Annotated in this window: 16 protein-coding genes; 4 read left to right on the top strand and 12 right to left on the bottom strand. The window is 70.5% G+C overall.

What is annotated here, in order from left to right:
- Positions 1-60: 60 nt before the first annotated feature.
- Positions 61-1,539 (bottom strand): hypothetical protein, encoded by a 1,479-nt coding sequence (locus ACFYP0_RS16855; RefSeq protein WP_386996625.1) that lies wholly within the window; start codon positions 1,537-1,539, stop codon positions 61-63.
- On the bottom strand, positions 1,536-2,312 hold the full coding sequence (locus ACFYP0_RS16860; RefSeq protein ID WP_386996886.1) for a hypothetical protein: 777 nt from the start codon (positions 2,310-2,312) through the stop codon (positions 1,536-1,538). Before ACFYP0_RS16860 ends, ACFYP0_RS16855 begins: the two co-directional genes overlap by 4 nt.
- A 215-nt stretch (positions 2,313-2,527) precedes the next feature.
- Here ACFYP0_RS16860 and ACFYP0_RS16865 point away from each other — a divergent pair, with 215 nt between their 5' ends.
- Positions 2,528-3,415: a Crp/Fnr family transcriptional regulator gene (locus ACFYP0_RS16865; protein WP_386996628.1), complete on the top strand. Its 888-nt coding sequence runs from the start codon at positions 2,528-2,530 to the stop codon at positions 3,413-3,415.
- Positions 3,416-3,458: 43 nt separating this feature from the next.
- Here ACFYP0_RS16865 and pheT read toward each other — a convergent pair whose 3' ends face one another.
- The 9 genes from pheT to ACFYP0_RS16910 all read right to left on the bottom strand — a co-directional run bounded on the left by pheT (position 3,459) and on the right by ACFYP0_RS16910 (position 11,743).
- Positions 3,459-6,005 carry a phenylalanine--tRNA ligase subunit beta gene (gene pheT, locus ACFYP0_RS16870; protein WP_386996631.1) on the bottom strand — a complete coding sequence of 849 codons (2,547 nt, stop codon included), beginning with the start codon at positions 6,003-6,005 and terminating at the stop codon, positions 3,459-3,461.
- 40 nt (positions 6,006-6,045) lie between these two features.
- Positions 6,046-7,113: a phenylalanine--tRNA ligase subunit alpha gene (pheS, locus tag ACFYP0_RS16875; RefSeq protein ID WP_355500052.1), complete on the bottom strand. Its 1,068-nt coding sequence runs from the start codon at positions 7,111-7,113 to the stop codon at positions 6,046-6,048.
- Between the two features lie 219 nt (positions 7,114-7,332).
- The gene (locus tag ACFYP0_RS16880) at positions 7,333-8,130 is read right to left on the bottom strand and encodes a TrmH family RNA methyltransferase (RefSeq protein ID WP_124856529.1); all 798 of its coding nucleotides are present in this window, start codon (positions 8,128-8,130) and stop codon (positions 7,333-7,335) included.
- 83 nt (positions 8,131-8,213) lie between these two features.
- Positions 8,214-8,606 (bottom strand): 50S ribosomal protein L20, encoded by a 393-nt coding sequence (gene rplT / locus ACFYP0_RS16885; RefSeq protein ID WP_030488429.1) that lies wholly within the window; start codon positions 8,604-8,606, stop codon positions 8,214-8,216.
- A gap of 32 nt (positions 8,607-8,638) precedes the next feature.
- A complete protein-coding gene (rpmI, locus tag ACFYP0_RS16890; protein ID WP_007458415.1) occupies positions 8,639-8,833 on the bottom strand; it encodes a 50S ribosomal protein L35 in 195 nt (64 codons plus the stop codon).
- Positions 8,834-8,853: 20 nt separating this feature from the next.
- Positions 8,854-9,504, bottom strand: a complete 651-nt coding sequence (gene infC, locus ACFYP0_RS16895) for a translation initiation factor IF-3 (RefSeq protein WP_355500056.1) — start codon at positions 9,502-9,504, stop codon at positions 8,854-8,856.
- Between the two features lie 394 nt (positions 9,505-9,898).
- The gene (locus ACFYP0_RS16900) at positions 9,899-10,372 is read right to left on the bottom strand and encodes a PH domain-containing protein (RefSeq protein ID WP_366633446.1); all 474 of its coding nucleotides are present in this window, start codon (positions 10,370-10,372) and stop codon (positions 9,899-9,901) included.
- A gap of 212 nt (positions 10,373-10,584) precedes the next feature.
- On the bottom strand, positions 10,585-11,430 hold the full coding sequence (gene hisG, locus ACFYP0_RS16905) for an ATP phosphoribosyltransferase (protein ID WP_356978629.1): 846 nt from the start codon (positions 11,428-11,430) through the stop codon (positions 10,585-10,587).
- Positions 11,431-11,479: 49 nt separating this feature from the next.
- Positions 11,480-11,743 carry a phosphoribosyl-ATP diphosphatase gene (locus ACFYP0_RS16910; protein ID WP_030335709.1) on the bottom strand — a complete coding sequence of 88 codons (264 nt, stop codon included), beginning with the start codon at positions 11,741-11,743 and terminating at the stop codon, positions 11,480-11,482.
- Positions 11,744-11,876: 133 nt separating this feature from the next.
- Here ACFYP0_RS16910 and ACFYP0_RS16915 point away from each other — a divergent pair, with 133 nt between their 5' ends.
- The 3 genes from ACFYP0_RS16915 to ACFYP0_RS16925 are packed head-to-tail and all read left to right on the top strand — an operon-like array spanning position 11,877 to position 14,329.
- Positions 11,877-12,740: an ABC transporter substrate-binding protein gene (locus tag ACFYP0_RS16915; protein WP_356978631.1), complete on the top strand. Its 864-nt coding sequence runs from the start codon at positions 11,877-11,879 to the stop codon at positions 12,738-12,740.
- Positions 12,737-13,582, top strand: coding sequence for an amino acid ABC transporter permease (locus ACFYP0_RS16920; protein ID WP_386996639.1), 846 nt, complete (start codon positions 12,737-12,739; stop codon positions 13,580-13,582). The genes ACFYP0_RS16915 and ACFYP0_RS16920 overlap by 4 nt, the downstream gene beginning before the upstream one ends.
- 3 nt (positions 13,583-13,585) lie before the next feature.
- A complete protein-coding gene (locus tag ACFYP0_RS16925) occupies positions 13,586-14,329 on the top strand; it encodes an amino acid ABC transporter ATP-binding protein (protein ID WP_112584601.1) in 744 nt (247 codons plus the stop codon).
- Between the two features lie 37 nt (positions 14,330-14,366).
- Here the strand turns inward: ACFYP0_RS16925 and ribH are convergent, their stop codons facing one another.
- Positions 14,367-14,867, bottom strand: a complete 501-nt coding sequence (ribH, locus tag ACFYP0_RS16930; protein ID WP_386996888.1) for a 6,7-dimethyl-8-ribityllumazine synthase — start codon at positions 14,865-14,867, stop codon at positions 14,367-14,369.

Raw genomic sequence — 14,867 nt, forward strand, 5'->3', positions numbered from 1 at the left:
AGATACCGGAGACCTCGCTACATCTCGAACACCGACACGCGAAGATCCTCACCCAACAACTCAAGCCCTGGCACCGACTTCGACACAGGCCCTAGGCGACCACCAGTCAGTCCACGCGACCTCCAGCAGTGCGGACCGGATCGACTCGGTACCCGCCGGGAAGTCGATCCGGCACCCGCCCGGCACACGCGCGTCGGGCACCCGTGCGACGGCTTGACTCAGTGTCGGCCCCAACAGCGCGTCGATCGCCGACCCGCGGAGGGGTGCGCCTGTCGGCGTCACCTCGTGGAAGCCCCATCGGGCCAGACGTCGAGCTGCCTCGTGCATCTCGGCCACGGGCTGCCCAGCCAGCACCGCGCAGGAGAGGCGGAACGCACGCACCTCGTCGTTGGTGAACCCGTCGATCTCTTCGCCGACGCGTTGCACGTCGAGGATTTCGACGGCCCGCTCCCGGAGTTGAAGCGGCAGAAGCCGCTCTAGCCGCTCGGTCAGGGCACCAGCCTTGGGAACGGTGGGAGCGATCGTCGCAACGACCTTCAGGACCTCGCTGGGTCGAGGCTGTCCGACCAGGTAGGCCGACAACAGTGGGTGTCCGCTGCAGTCCAGATCCACATACCGCTTCAGGCAACGTCCGTCGCAGGTGTCTGTGCACCAGCCGACACACTGCCCTCTGAGCTGATGGCGAAGTTGCGCCCGGAACACCTCGGCTGCCGGGGCCGGGCGATGATCAACGACGTGGCCGACGAAATCGTGCTTCCGCTGGGAGAAGTCACCGACCAGGACCACCGTCGTGCCCGAGGTCGCGGCCCTGGCGGCCAGCGCCACCAGTGTGAATCCGTCGACCGCGCGGATAACCACCTCGCTCAGTCGCACGACGTAGCCGTGCCCCGCTGGCAACGACGCCCCTGCGCCGAGCAGATCGGACAACTGATCGACGCCGCCGAGCACACAGACCCGGTCGAACCCGTGCCTGCGGGCCACCGCCAGGGTGGCCGAAGTAAACCGCCCGCTCCCGACCAACCCGGAGAGGCACACCAGGTGCTGATGCTGGAGATGGTGGTCGAGTCGCTGGTCACTGGGCGTGGATGCGTACCTGCTGGCAGTCTCGCGGACGTTTGCCTCGACAAGTGTCTCGAACCAGACGCGTCCAGCGCCGTCGGATCGCGCAGCGGTGACGTTGACCGTTCCAATCGCGACGGCGCCATGTCCGGTAGCGTTCTGCCCCTGAACCCGAACATCGCCGACGCCGATGCTCGACCCACCCAGTAGGCCGGCGAGCCCGCGCAGCACGTCGGTAGGGTCAAGGAGATCCTCAGGTTCGTCCGCCTCCTCCTCCGGCGGCTCCTCGGGCAGGTCCTCTGCCGAGCCCGGCTTTTCCTCGCCATCGCCGGAACCGGTTGCCGTTGATCCGTCCCGCACACGATCGTCGGCGTCACCACTCGGGGGGTCGTCGACGGCCGGTACCTCCGACACGTCGTGCAGAAGGTTCTCCAGATCCCGCTCGGTGCCAGCGGAGGCAGTGACGTGCGGAGCAGTCATCGGGGATTGCCTCGCCTCGTGCCGAAGTTCGCGTCGCGACCGACCGAGCCGATCGCGGTCGCTCCCTGACCGATCGCGTTCTGCCCTTTGACGCGGATGTCGCCGGTACGAATCCCACCGTGACCTGTCGCGCTGTTCGCTGCCTCGCCGTTGTCCGCCGGCTTCTCCACAGCCTGGGCAGGGCCGTCCCCAACGGTCGGCACGACGCCCGGGATCGGGGTGCCGCTGAGATCCTCGTCCACCACACAGAGCCAGGCGTACTCGCGGAATTCCTTGTCCGGATGGGCCACCTCGATCCGCACGAAGCGCTCGGGCCGCATCTCTTCCGGATACTCGCTGACCACGTCCCGAAAGATCTCGGTCGACACGACGAGAGCCACCCCGGCCTCGGGAAAGGCTGCCAGGGCCTTCTTCACGGGATCGGCCTCGCACAGGCGACAGACGAAGACGACGGCGTTGCCGGGGAAGCCGTTCGCACCGTCCAGGTGCACCAGACCCTGGTGCACGGCCACCCGGAGTCGAACTCGGGCAACGGGGAGGCGACTGCTGTTGTGTTCGCGCAGTCGCCGGTTCAGCTCCGGCACGAACCTGCCGATGACACGAGACTCGGACACCTCGCGGGGCACGATTGCCAGCTCGCCGTCGCCCGCCTGCTGAGTAGTCCAGGCCACACGGTCCAGGCCGACAGCGCCAGCGGCCTCGTGCAGCAGCTCGCGAAAATGCCGCTGTGCCTCATACTGTTGCAGGTTGCTGCGCCGGCTGTACCGCTCCATGTCCACGGAGATCAACAGTCGCCGCTCGGGATGTTGCATCAAGCTCCCGCCCTTCGTCACCCGGCTCGCCCCGCAGGCAAGCGCCGCAGGAGCCATCGAACCGCCGGGGACTGATCGGGATCCCGTAGAAGTACGGCATCATCTGGGGCTGTCGAAAAACAGTCATCCCGTCCTGTTCGGGAGTCAGCTACACACCCGGACGGTGTCCTTGTCGCATGAGGACGAATCTGTTTGAGCTGCTGCTGACCCTCGAATGGTCACCGATGGCTGTGCTGGTGTTGATTGCCGTCCGCTTGCTTGTCGAAATCGTCGCCGCAACAGGGGCATCGCGCTGCGCACAGGAACGGCTACGCTTCGGCAGCTGTCAGTGGAGGAGGCTGAGGCCGCAGATGCGACGACCACGCGAACTGTCCGGCGGCGAGTGGCCCTACGGCACGTTCCTGCAACGGCTCGCGCCGCCAGTTCGGATGACGCTCTTGGCGCTGGGCGTCCGCCGTCAGGTTCCCGCCGGGCAAATTGTGATCCACGAGGGCATACGGGAGTCTCACCTGGTGCTCCTCGAAGAGGGCCTGACCAAGATCACTGCCACGCTGCCGGATGGCCGCTCCGCCCTGCTGTCGCTCCGGGTCGGCGGTGATCTCGTGGGCGAGATGTCGGCACTGAACAACGCACCCCGCTCCGCAACCGTCACGACCTGCGGGCCCGCAAGGTACAGCGTGATCCAGCCGGACCGGTTCAAGCGGTTCCTGAAGGACCATCCAGACGCCGCCCTTGAACTCGCCGCGATGGTGTCCGACCGGCTGCGCTGGTCCAATCGCCGACGGATCGACTTTACGTCGTACCCGGTGAAACTGCGTGTCGCCCGAGTGATCGCGGAACTTTGCCGGACCCATGGTCGACAAGGGCCCGACGGCATCATCATCGACGTCCGACTCACGCAGCCCGACCTGGCGACCATCTGTGGCGCCTCCGAGACCTCCATCCAGAAGGCGCTACGGGAGCTACGGACAGACGGACTGGTCGACACCGATTACCGGCGGATCACCGTCCGCGATCTGCCAAGCCTGCGGAAGCTCGGCAACCTGGAATCCAGCGACGACTGAGGGCCTCCTCCTGCCGTCCGCAGGAGGAGGCCCGTCGACTCCGTCAGGCGCCGCGCAGGGTGGCGCCGAGGCGTTCCGCCGCGACGGCGACCGCCGCGTCCCGTGCCGCGACCGCCTCCTCGACGGTCAGCGTCCGGTCCGGTGCCCGGAAGGTCAGCTTGTACGCCAGCGACCGGCGCCCCTCGCCGAGCTGCGCGCCGGAATACACGTCGAACAGCCGCACGTCCTCCAGCAGCTCACCGGCGCCCGCCTCCAGCGCCCGGCGCACCTGCTCCGCCGGAACCGAGTCGTCCAGCACCAGGGCCACGTCGATCAGCGCCGGCGGGAAGCCGGAGACCGTCGGCGCGGGCCTCACCGGGGTCGGCGGCAGCGCGTCGAGGTTCAGCTCCATCGCGCAGGTACGGCGGGGCAGCTCCAACGCCGCGACCACCAGCGGGTGCAGCTCCCCGGCGTGTCCGACGACCGAGCCGTCGACCCGCAGTTCGGCGCAGCGGCCCGGGTGCCACGGGGCGTACTCTGCGGCGCGCACCTCGACCCGCTCGTCGGGGATCCCGGCGGCGGCCAGCACGTCCCGGGCCGCCTCGATCGCGTCCGCCCAGCCGGCCGGCCGGCCCGGCCCCCACCAGCCGGCGGGGTCGATGTCCCCGGTGAGCACCACAGCGACGTGCACCGGTTGCGCCGGCACCACCGCGTCGGCGGCCGCGAACTCCTCGTCGGTGGGCCGCCGGTCCACGCCCATCGCCGGCGGGCTGCCGGCGCCGACGCGCGGGTGGAAGACCGCACCGATCTCGTAGAGGGCGAGGTCGCGGTGACCCCGGCCGAGGTTGCGCTTGAGGATGCCGAGCAGCGGGCCGAGCAGCGTGGTGCGCAGCAGCGGCTCCTCCTCGGACAGCGGGTTGGCCAGCCGCACCGCGGGCCGACGCGGGTCGTCGGCCGGCAGGCCGAGCTGGTCGGCCAGCTCCGGCGACACGAACGGGTGCGCGAGCACCTCCACGTACCCCCGCTCGGCCAGCGAGTTCGCGACCGCCCGGCGGCGACGCTGCCGGGGGGTCAGACCACGACCGGGGGGCGCGGTCGGCAGCACCGACGGCACCTTGTCGTACCCGTCGAGGCGGACCACCTCCTCGACCAGGTCGGCCGGGTCGGTCAGGTCGGGCCGCCAGGTCGGCGGGGTGACGCTCAGCACCGTCCCGACGCCACTGGCCACGCCGACCACGCCCGGGTCCTCGGACAACCGGTCCGCGCCCTGCGCGACCGTGCAGCCGACCCGCTCCAGCAGGGCGACCACCCGCGCCGGCGGGTACTCGACGCCGACCCGCCGGGTCGGCAGGTCGGCCGGAAGGCTGATCGGGGTACGCGGCCGGACGTGGTCGATGTCCAGGATCTCCGCGCCCGGCGTGCCCCCACCGTGCTCGGTGAGCAGCCGCACGGCACGCTCCAGCGCGACCAGCGCCACGGCCGGGTCGACGCCCCGCTCCCAGCGCTTCGCGGCCTCGCTGAACAGCTTGTGCCGGCGGGCGGTGCGCCCGACCATCGCCGGGTCCCAGTGGGCAGCCTCGAAGAGCACCGTGGTGGTGCCGGCGACGACCTCGCTGGTCTCGCCGCCCATCACCGCGGCGAGGGAGATCGGACCACTGTCGTCGCAGATCACCATGTCGTCGGCGGTGAGCACCCGGTTGACCCCGTCGAGGGTGGTCAGCTTCTCCCCCGCCTCGGCGCGGCGGACCACCAGCGGCCCGGCGATCCGGTCGGCGTCGAAGGCGTGCATCGGCTGGCCCAGCTCCAACATCACGTAGTTGGTGATGTCGACAGGCAGCGAGATGCTGCGGATGCCGGCGGTGACGAGTCGCTGGGCCATCCAGGACGGGGTGGGCGCGGTCGGGTCGACCCCGCGGACCAGGCGGGCCGTGAACCGGTCGCAGCCGACCGTGTCGCGGACCTCCACCGGGTACGCCGGCGTCTCGGTGCCGACCGGGGCCGGCGCCAGGGCCGGGTCGCGCAGCGGCACGTCGAACGCGTGCGACAGCTCCCGGGCCAGGCCGCGCAGGCTCAGCGCGTACCCCCGGTCAGGGGTGATCTCCAGATCGAGGACGACGTCGTCGAGGCCGACCACGGGACGCGCGTCGTCGCCCGGCTTGGCCGTCACGTCCGACCCCAGCACGATGATGCCGGAGTGGTCGTCGCCCAGGCCCAGTTCCTTGGCCGAGCAGATCATGCCCGCCGAGTTGTGCCCGTACGTCTTGCGGGCGCCGATGGCGAAGCCGCCGGGCAGCACGCCGCCGGGCAGGATCACCACGACCCGGTCGCCCGGGGCGAAGTTACGGGCACCGCAGACGATCTCCTGCGGCTCGCCGGTGCCGTTGGCGGCACCCACGTCGACCCGGCAGAACCGGATCGGCTTCTTGAAGCCGGTGAGCTCCTCGATCTCGCGGACCTCACCGACGACCAGTTGGCCGGTGACGCTCTCGGCCAGGTCCACCACGGACTCGACCTCGATGCCGAGGTCGACCAGGGCCTGCTCCAGGTCACCGGTGGGCAGGTCGGCGGGGAGGTCGACGTACTCCCGCAGCCAACTGACAGAAACTCGCATGACTTCAGACCACCGTTCCCGTGTCTCGTACCCGCATCGCCTACGCCCCGGTCCCGAGCGCGCGGCTGAACCGCACGTCGCCCTCGAAGAGATGGCGGATGTCGCTGACCCCGTGCCGGACCATCAGGGTCCGGTCGATGCCCATGCCGAAGGCGAATCCGGAGTAGACCTCCGGGTCGACGCCGCAGGCGCGCAGCACCCGGGGGTTGACCATGCCGCAGCCACCCCACTCGACCCACTGTGGGCCGTCACGGTGCTCCGGGAACCACACGTCGAACTCCGCCGACGGCTCGGTGAACGGGAAGTAGTGCGGCCGCCACCGGGTCTTCGCCTCCGGGCCGAACATCGCCCGGGCGAAGTGGTCCAGTGTGCCCCGCAGGTGGGCCATCGTGATGCCCTTGTCGACGACGAGGCCCTCGGCCTGGTGGAACACCGGGCTGTGGGTGGCGTCGATCTCGTCGGTGCGGTAGACGCGGCCGGGCACGATCACGTAGATCGGCGGCTTGCGGCTGAGCATGGTGCGGGTCTGCACCGTGGAGGTGTGGGTGCGCAGAACGAGGCCGGACCCCTCCGGTGCGATGTGGAAGGTGTCCATCAACCCGCGCGCCGGGTGGTCGGCGGGGATGTTCAACGCGTCGAAGTTGACCCACTCCAGGTCGACCTCGGGCCCCTCGGCCACCTCGTAGCCCATCCCGACGAAGAGGTCGCTGATCGACTCCATCAGGACGCTCAACGGGTGCCGGGCGCCACGCGGACGCCGGTCGTAGGGCAGGGTGACGTCCACCCGCTCCTCGACCAGCACCCGCTCGGCCTGCTCGCGCTCCACCACCTCGGCGCGCTCGGCGTACGCGGACTCGATCGCCCGGCGGGCCTCGTTGACCCGCTTGCCGGCGTCGGACTTCGCGGCCGGCGGCAGCGCGCCGATCTCCCGGCGCGCGAGGGAGACCGGTGACCGGTCACCAAGGTGCACCGAGCGCAGCGCGGTCAGCGCGTCCGGGTCGGCGGCGGCCTCGAACGCCTTCGTGGCGTCCGCGACGGCCTCGGCCAGGGCGGCGGGGTCGAGCAGGGCGACCTGCTTCGGGTCGTACGGATCGTTGCGGTAGCTCATGGCGTACGGGCACTCCCTCACGGCGGCGCCAGCCCTCACCGGGGCGGCTAGGCGAGTCTACGGACGCGCGGCTGTGCCGCAGCCCGCCGGTAGGAGTTGCGCAGGGAGCAGGTCAGGCCCGCCGCCCGCCGACACCGGCGGGCTGGCTAAACGAACGCCGTGTCGCGTTCATGGACGGACGTTCTCCCCTGCTGTCAGTCGCGCCGCAGGCGTTCACCCTCAGCGCTGTGCTCTCGCTGAAGCGTACAGGCAGACCGCGGCGGCGGCAGCCAGGTTGAGGCTCTCCGCGCGCCCGTACAGCGGCACCCGCACCGTGGTGTCGGCGGCGGCGGTCAACTCCTCGGGCAGGCCGTGCGCCTCGGAACCGAACAACCAGGCGGTGGGCCCGACGAGCCGGCCGTAGTCGGTCAGGTCGTCCAGGTCGCTGTCGCCGTACCCGGTGGTGGCGAAGATCGACAGCCCGGCGGCGCGCAGTGCGTCGACCACCGCGACCGGGTCGGTGGCGCGCACCACGTCGACGTGGAAGAGGCTGCCGGCCGAGGCCCGCACACACTTACCGTTGTACGGGTCGACGGCGTCTCCGGCGAAGATCACCGCACCCGCACCGGCCGCGTCGGCGGTGCGCAGCACCGTGCCGGCGTTGCCCGGGTCGCGGATCTCGGCGAGCACCGCCACCAGCCGGGGCGCACCCGCGAGTGCCTGCTCCAGCGAGACGTCCAGGTGCCGGCAGACGGCCACCAGCCCCTGCGGGGCGACGGTCTCGGCCAGTGCTGCGATGGCGTCGTCGGTCACCTCGGAGACCGGCACGTCGGCGCGGGCCGCCGTGGCGGCCAACTCCGGATACCGGTCGAGCGCGGTGGTCGTACCGAACAGTTCGGTGACCACCCCCGGCCGCGCCAGGGCCTCGCGGACCGCCTGCGGGCCCTCGGCCAGGAAACGGCCGGTGGCGTCGCGGTCCCGGCGGCGTTGCAGGCGGCGGGCGGCGACAACCCTGGGGGTACGCGGGGTGAAAGCCATGATGTGCGCTCCTCCGGCACGATTGAGGCGCCCCCCGGACGGCGGTGCCGACACGGGAGACGCCTCGCTCTGGTGCGTGGGGATCAGGCGGCCTGAGCCGCCGCGCCACCGGTGCCCTCGGCCGTGACCGCGGCCCGGGCCAGCTCGACGATCGCCGCGAAAGAGGCGGCGTCGTTGACAGCCATGTCGGCCAGGATCTTGCGGTCGACCTCGATGCCGGCCAGACGCAGGCCCTGGATCAGACGGTTGTAGGTCATCCCGTTGGCCCGGGCACCCGCGTTGATCCGCTGAATCCACAGCTGCCGGAAGTCGCCCTTGCGGTCGCGACGGTCCCGGTAGGCGTACTGCATCGAGTGCAGCACCTGCTCCTTGGCCTTGCGGTACAGGCGGGAGCGCTGACCGCGGTAACCACTCGCGGACTCCAGCAGGGTACGACGCTTCTTCTGGGCGTTTACAGCCCGCTTGACGCGTGCCATCTCAACTCCTAATTACGTAAAGGTGGCGCGCGTCAGCGGCCGAGCAGCTTCTTGATGCGCTTGACGTCGGCCTTGGCCAGCACGACCGTGCCGGTCAGCCGGCGGGTCTGGGTGGAGGGCTTCTTCTCCAGGTTGTGGCGGAGGCCGGCCTGCTGGGCAACGATCTTGCCCTTGCCGGTCACCTTGACCCGCTTACCCATACCCGTGTGGCTCTTCATCTTCGGCATGTGGAACGTCTTCTCCCCTGTTACTCGCCGCTGGTGTCGGCGGCGAGGCCGGTGTCACCGGCTGCTGCGGTCTCGCTGACCGCCGCGGTCCCATCGGCTTCCGGAGTGGCGGACTCGTCCGCTGCCCGGTCCCGAGGTCCGCCGCGGGACGCCGTAGCGGCGACCGCGGAGGCCTTGACGGCCCGATGCGGGGCGAGAACCATGATCATGTTTCGGCCGTCCTGCTTCGGAGCGGCCTCGACGTATCCCAGTTCCGTGATCTCGGATTCGAGCCGGCGCAGGAGCCGGTAACCCAGCTCCGGGCGGCTCTGCTCGCGACCGCGGAACATGATCGTCACCTTGACCTTGTCGCCCGCCTTGAGGAACCGCACCACGTGACCCTTCTTGGTCTCGTAGTCGTGCGGGTCGATCTTCGGCCGAAGCTTCATTTCCTTGATGACGGTCTGCTGCTGATTACGCCGCGCTTCGCGCGCCTTGAGTGCGCTCTCGTACTTGAACTTGCCGAAGTCCATGAGCTTGCACACCGGCGGGCGCGCCATCGGCGCAACCTCGACCAGGTCCAGATCGACGTCCGCGGCCAGCTGAAGAGCGCGCTCCAGCGGGACGATGCCCACCTGCTCACCCTCTGGGCCGACCAGTCGGACCTCACGTGCCCGGATCTGCTCGTTCACGCGTGGTTCGACGCTGATGGGGCCTCCTCGAGTCGTTTCTGCTCTTCGCCGACCCCTGCGGCTCCCGGGAGGGAACCGACCTGAAAAGCAGAAGGCCCCGGCGCATGCCAGGGCCCGCTCGACCGGTCAGCACGATCACAAGGATCGCGCATCCGGCACCGGGACATGCCCGGAACCGGTGACCGGACCCGGCCACCGTAGCGGCGACTCGGGTGGGAGCAGGCGCTCCGCTTTCAAGGCTGTCTGCTCGCACGCGGAGACAGCCTGGTCGACTCGATAACACTACACCGGCGCCCCGGCGACCCTCAAACCGGGCACCACCTGCGGCCGCGTCGCGTCGCCGTCGCGCCGTCACCACGTCGCGGCGCGCGCCAGGATCTGCGGTTCGGCCGGGTCAGCGGCCGACGGCGCGCTCGGCGAGGCGGGCCTGGTGGGCCTCGTGCAGCCGGCGCAGCGCGCGGACCCCGTCGACGGCCAACTCCTTGTCGGCGGCCTGCAACGCGACCATCGGCAGCAGGTCGTCGTCGTGCAGCTCCAGGCTGGCCCACGGCGCGCCCCGGTCGAAGCGGACACCCCGGACAACCTCCCAGGGCAATTCGTAGGAGCTGATGACGTTACGGACCCGGATGCTCCGTGCGTCCGCCTCCACCCGGGGACGGGTGAACAGCAGGAAGCCCAGCGCCCCGAAGACGCCCAGGCCGATCATGGCGATCTGGTCACCGCGCTGGAAGCTGCCGTAACCATCGCCGGTCGGGCCGCTCAGCGACGTGGCGACCAGGCCGAACACCACCACCAGGGCAACCGCCGCCGACCAGCAGACCACGCGGATGCGGCGGGGCTTCAGGCGGACCAGCTCGGTTTCACTCACCCCACCAGTCTGCCATCCGCACTCGGTCATCGAACGCACCACCCGCCGATCCACCACCCCTGCCCCACCAGCCACCAACCACCTCAAGATCGCGCTCGATCCAGGATCCAGTGGCCTCCGTCGAGATCGAGACCACTACTTCAATGATCGAGCGCGATCTTGCCGGTGGGGGCGGGTCCGTGGGGAGGGCCCGGGCGCCGAGGCCCCGACGGTCAGAGGCGGCAGGCGTGGATGTTGGTGACGAGGATGGCGCGGGCGCCCAGTTCGTACAGCTCGTCCATGATGCGGTGCACGTCGTCGCGGAGCACCATCGCCTGCACCGCCACCCAGCCCTCACGGTGCAGCGGCGACACTGTGGGCGACTCGATGCCCGGGGTGAGCCCGCTGGCCCGGTCCAGCAGACCGGCCGGCACGTCGTAGGCGAGCATCACGTAACGGCGGGCCACCAGCACACCGTGCAGGCGACGCAGCAACTGCTCGGCCTGCGATTGGGCGGGCGCGCCGGCGCGCCGGACCAGCACCGCCGACGAGCGCAGCAGCGGCTCGCCGAAGACCACCAGGCCCGCCTGACGCAGGGTCGCGCCGGTTTCCACCACGTCCGCGATCACGTCGGCGACACCGAGGCGTACGGCGTTCTCCACCGCGCCGTCGAGGCGGATCACGTCGGCCTTGACGCCCACCTCGCCGAGGTGCCGTTCGACCAGCCCCGGGTACGCGGTGGCGATGCGGTGACCGCCCAACTCCTGCACGGAGGCGATGTCGTCGGGGCGGGCGGCGAAGCGGAAGGTGGCCTGGCCGAAGGCAAGGTCGACGACCTCCTCGGCCGGCGCGGCCGAGTCGATCAGCAGGTCCCGGCCGGTGATCCCGAGGTCGAGGTCACCGGAGCCGACGTAGGTGGCGATGTCCTTCGGGCGCAGGTAGAAGAATTCGACGTCGTTTGCCTCGTCCCGGCAGACGAGGTCCTTGGGGTCGGTGCGCTGGCGGTAGCCCGCCTCGCGCAGCATCTGGGCGGCCGGTTCGGCCAGGGTGCCCTTGTTGGGAATGGCGACACGCAGCATGACGGAGTGCTCCTTGGATCCGGTTGGTGATCAACAGGGGTGGGGGCACTCACAGATGTCGGTAGACGTCCTTGAGCTCGAGACCGCTGGCGAGCATCAGCACCTGGACCTGGTAGAGCAGCTGGGAGATCTCCTCGGCGGTGCGCTCCGGACCCTCGTGCTCGGCGGCCATCCACGACTCGGCCGCCTCCTCGACGACCTTCTTGCCGATGAAGTGCACGCCCTTGTCCAGCGCGGCGACGGTGCCCGAGCCCGGGGTGCCGGCGGCGGCCTTGGCCTGCAGCTCGGCGAACAACTCCTCGAACGTCTTCACGGGGAACGATTCTTCCAGCCACCCGGATGACCCCCCACGTCCGGGTCCGCCAAAATCCAGCAAGCGGACAATTCCCTACCAACATGGTGGGACAATTGTCGATCGACGCCCATGGAGCTCTACGCTGTCCGCCATGGCCAGCCGCTCACGTCTCCTCGCGCTCACCTTCGCCGGTGCCGTCGTCGTAGCCACCGCCGGATGCGCGCCACAGGACGAGAAACCCAGCCCCAATGTCACCGCCGCGCCGTCCTGCGCCAAGGACAGCCTGCCCACGCGTACGCCGGGCAAGCTGACCATCGCCACCGACCAGCCCGCGTACGAACCGTGGTTCGCCAAGGACAAGCCGGACAGCGGCGAGGGCTTCGAATCCGCTGTCGCGTACGCGGTGGCCGAGAAGCTCGGCTACGCCCGCGGCGACGTCACGTGGACCCGGGTCAAGTTCGACACCGCCATCGCGCCGGGGCCGAAGGACTTCGACTTCGACATCAACCAGTTCTCCATCACCGACGAGCGCAAGCAGGCGGTCGACTTCTCCGCGCCGTACTACCTGGTGCGGCAGACCGTCATCGCGTTGAAGTCCTCGAAGATCGCCGGCCGGAAGTCGCTGGCCGAACTGCGGGACGCTCGGCTCGGCGCGCAGGTCGGCACCACCAGCTACCAGGCGATCACCGACGTGATCAAGCCCACCGCCAAGCCGCAGGTCTACAACAGCAACGACGATGCCAAGAAGGCCCTTCAGAACGGGCAGTTGGACGGTCTCGTGGTGGATCTTCCGACCGCCTTCTACATCACCGGCGCGGAGATCACCGACGCGACGATCGTCGGGCAGGTGCCGCAGGTCGGTACGCCCGAGGCGTTCGGGTTGCTGCTGGACAAGAACTCCCCACTGACCTCCTGCGTGAGCGGGGCGGTCGGTCAGCTCGCCGCGGCGGGCACGCTGAAGGAGCTCGAACAGAAGTGGCTCGCGCAGGTGGCGGGGGCGGCCGAGCTGCGGTGACGCTTCTGGATCACGTGCCCTCGGAGGCGCAGCTGCGGCGGTCGGCGTACCGGCGTCGGCAGACCGTCTACAGCGTGCTCGTCGCGGCGTCCTCGACGGCGGCGCTCGGCACGCTGCTGGTGATCGCGGTGACCGGGGCGCCGGGCTGGGACCGGGTCCGGCGGTCGTTCCTGGATCCGGAGATCGCCCGCGACGCGCTGCCGACGGTGCTGAGCGGGCTCTGGCTCAACGTACGGCTGCTGGCCTGCTGTGCGGTCGGCGCGCTGCTGCTCGGGCTGGTGATCGCCGTGCTGCGGACGCTGCGCGGGCCGGTCTTCTTCCCGGTCCGCGCGCTGGCCGCCGGCTACACCTACACCTTCCGCGGCCTGCCGCTGATCATCGTGCTGTACCTGCTCACCCTCGGCGTGCCGGGGCTGCGGTTGCAGGGCATGCCGCCGGTGCTGGTGCTGGGTGGGATCGCGTTGGTCCTCACCTACGGTGGCTACCTCGCCGAGGTGTTCCGGGCCGGCATCGAGTCGGTGCACCCCAGCCAACTCGCCGCGGCCCGCTCGTTGGGCCTGACCTACCGGCAGACGATGCGGCACGTGGTCCTGCCGCAGGCCGTCCGCCGGGTGGCGCCACCCCTGCTCAACGACGTGGTGGCGTTACAGAAGGACGTCGGGCTGGTCTCGCTCGCCGGGCCCATCGACGCGGTCCGCGCCGCGCAGATCGCCACCGCCCAGACCTTCAACTACACGCCGTACGTCGTGGCGGGAGTCCTCTTCGTCCTGCTCGCGATCCCGCTGATCGCGGTCACCGACTGGGTGACGCTGCGCGCGGCCCGCCGACAGTCGGGAGGCTGACCCATGGCGTTGTTGCGCTGTCGGGGCCTGCGCAAGGAGTTCGGCGGGCACGCCGTGCTCGACCACCTCGACCTGACCGTCGCCGAGCATCAGGTGGTGGCGCTGATCGGCGCGTCCGGGTCGGGCAAGTCGACACTGCTGCGGTGCGTGAACCTGCTGGAGGAGCTGGACGACGGCACCATCGAGCTGGACGGGGAGGACATCTCCGATCCCCGGGTGGACCCCGATCGGGTCCGGCGGCGGATCGGCATGGTGTTCCAGGCGTACAACCTCTTTCCGCACCTGAGCGTGTTGGACAACATCACCCTCGCGCCGCGCCGCGTACACCGGCGGGGCCGGGCGGAGGCCGAGGCGCAGGCCCGGGAGCTGCTCGACCGGGTGGGGCTCGGCGCCAAGGCGGACGCCTACCCGGACCGGCTCTCCGGCGGGCAGCAGCAGCGGGTGGCGATCGTCCGGGCGCTGGCCAACTCACCTCGACTGATGCTGCTCGACGAGGTCACCTCCGCGCTCGACCCAGAGCTGGTCGGCGAGGTGCTGGCGATGATCCGCGACCTGAAGGCCGACGGCATGACCATGGTGCTGGCCACCCACGAGATGGGCTTCGCCCGGGAGGTCGCCGACGAGGTGTGCTTCCTCGACGCCGGGCGGGTCATCGAGAGCGGCCCGCCCGAGCAGGTGCTGGGCGAGCCGACCCAGCCTCGTACCCGGCAGTTCCTGCGCCGGATCATCGAGGCCGGCCGTCTCTGAGGGCCCGCCTTCAGAGACGGCCGAAGCGGCCGAGGCGTCAGCCGCCGAAGCCGACCCGCTGGGCGTTGCCCGCCGCCACCGTCCGCACGGCCAGCGCCGCGTCGAGCGCCGCCACTGTGGCGGCCCAGCCCTTGTCCTCCGCCGAGCCGGGCAGACCGGCGCGGTCGCGGGCCTGCTCGATGGTCTCCACGGTCAACACTCCGTGCGCCACCGGCTTGCCCTCGTCCAGCGCCACCCGGGTCAGCCCGTCGGTGACCGAACGGCACACGTAGTCGAAGTGGGCGGTGGACCCACGGACCACCACACCGAGGGCGACCACCACGTCGCAGCGGCGGGCGAGGGCCTGCGCGACCACCGGCAGCTCGACCGAGCCGGCGACCCGGGAGACCACGGAACGCGCGCCGCACGCCTCGGCGGCGGCCACCGCACGCTCCAGCATGTGATCGGTCAGCTCGCCGTGCCAGCGGGCGGCAACGACCCCGACGGTCAGCCCCGCGGCGTCGACCGCCTCGACTCCCGGCTCACCGAAACCCGCCAT

This window comes from Micromonospora arida (genome assembly GCF_042873195.1).
GTDB classification, from domain to species: Bacteria; Actinomycetota; Actinomycetes; order Mycobacteriales; family Micromonosporaceae; genus Micromonospora; species Micromonospora arida.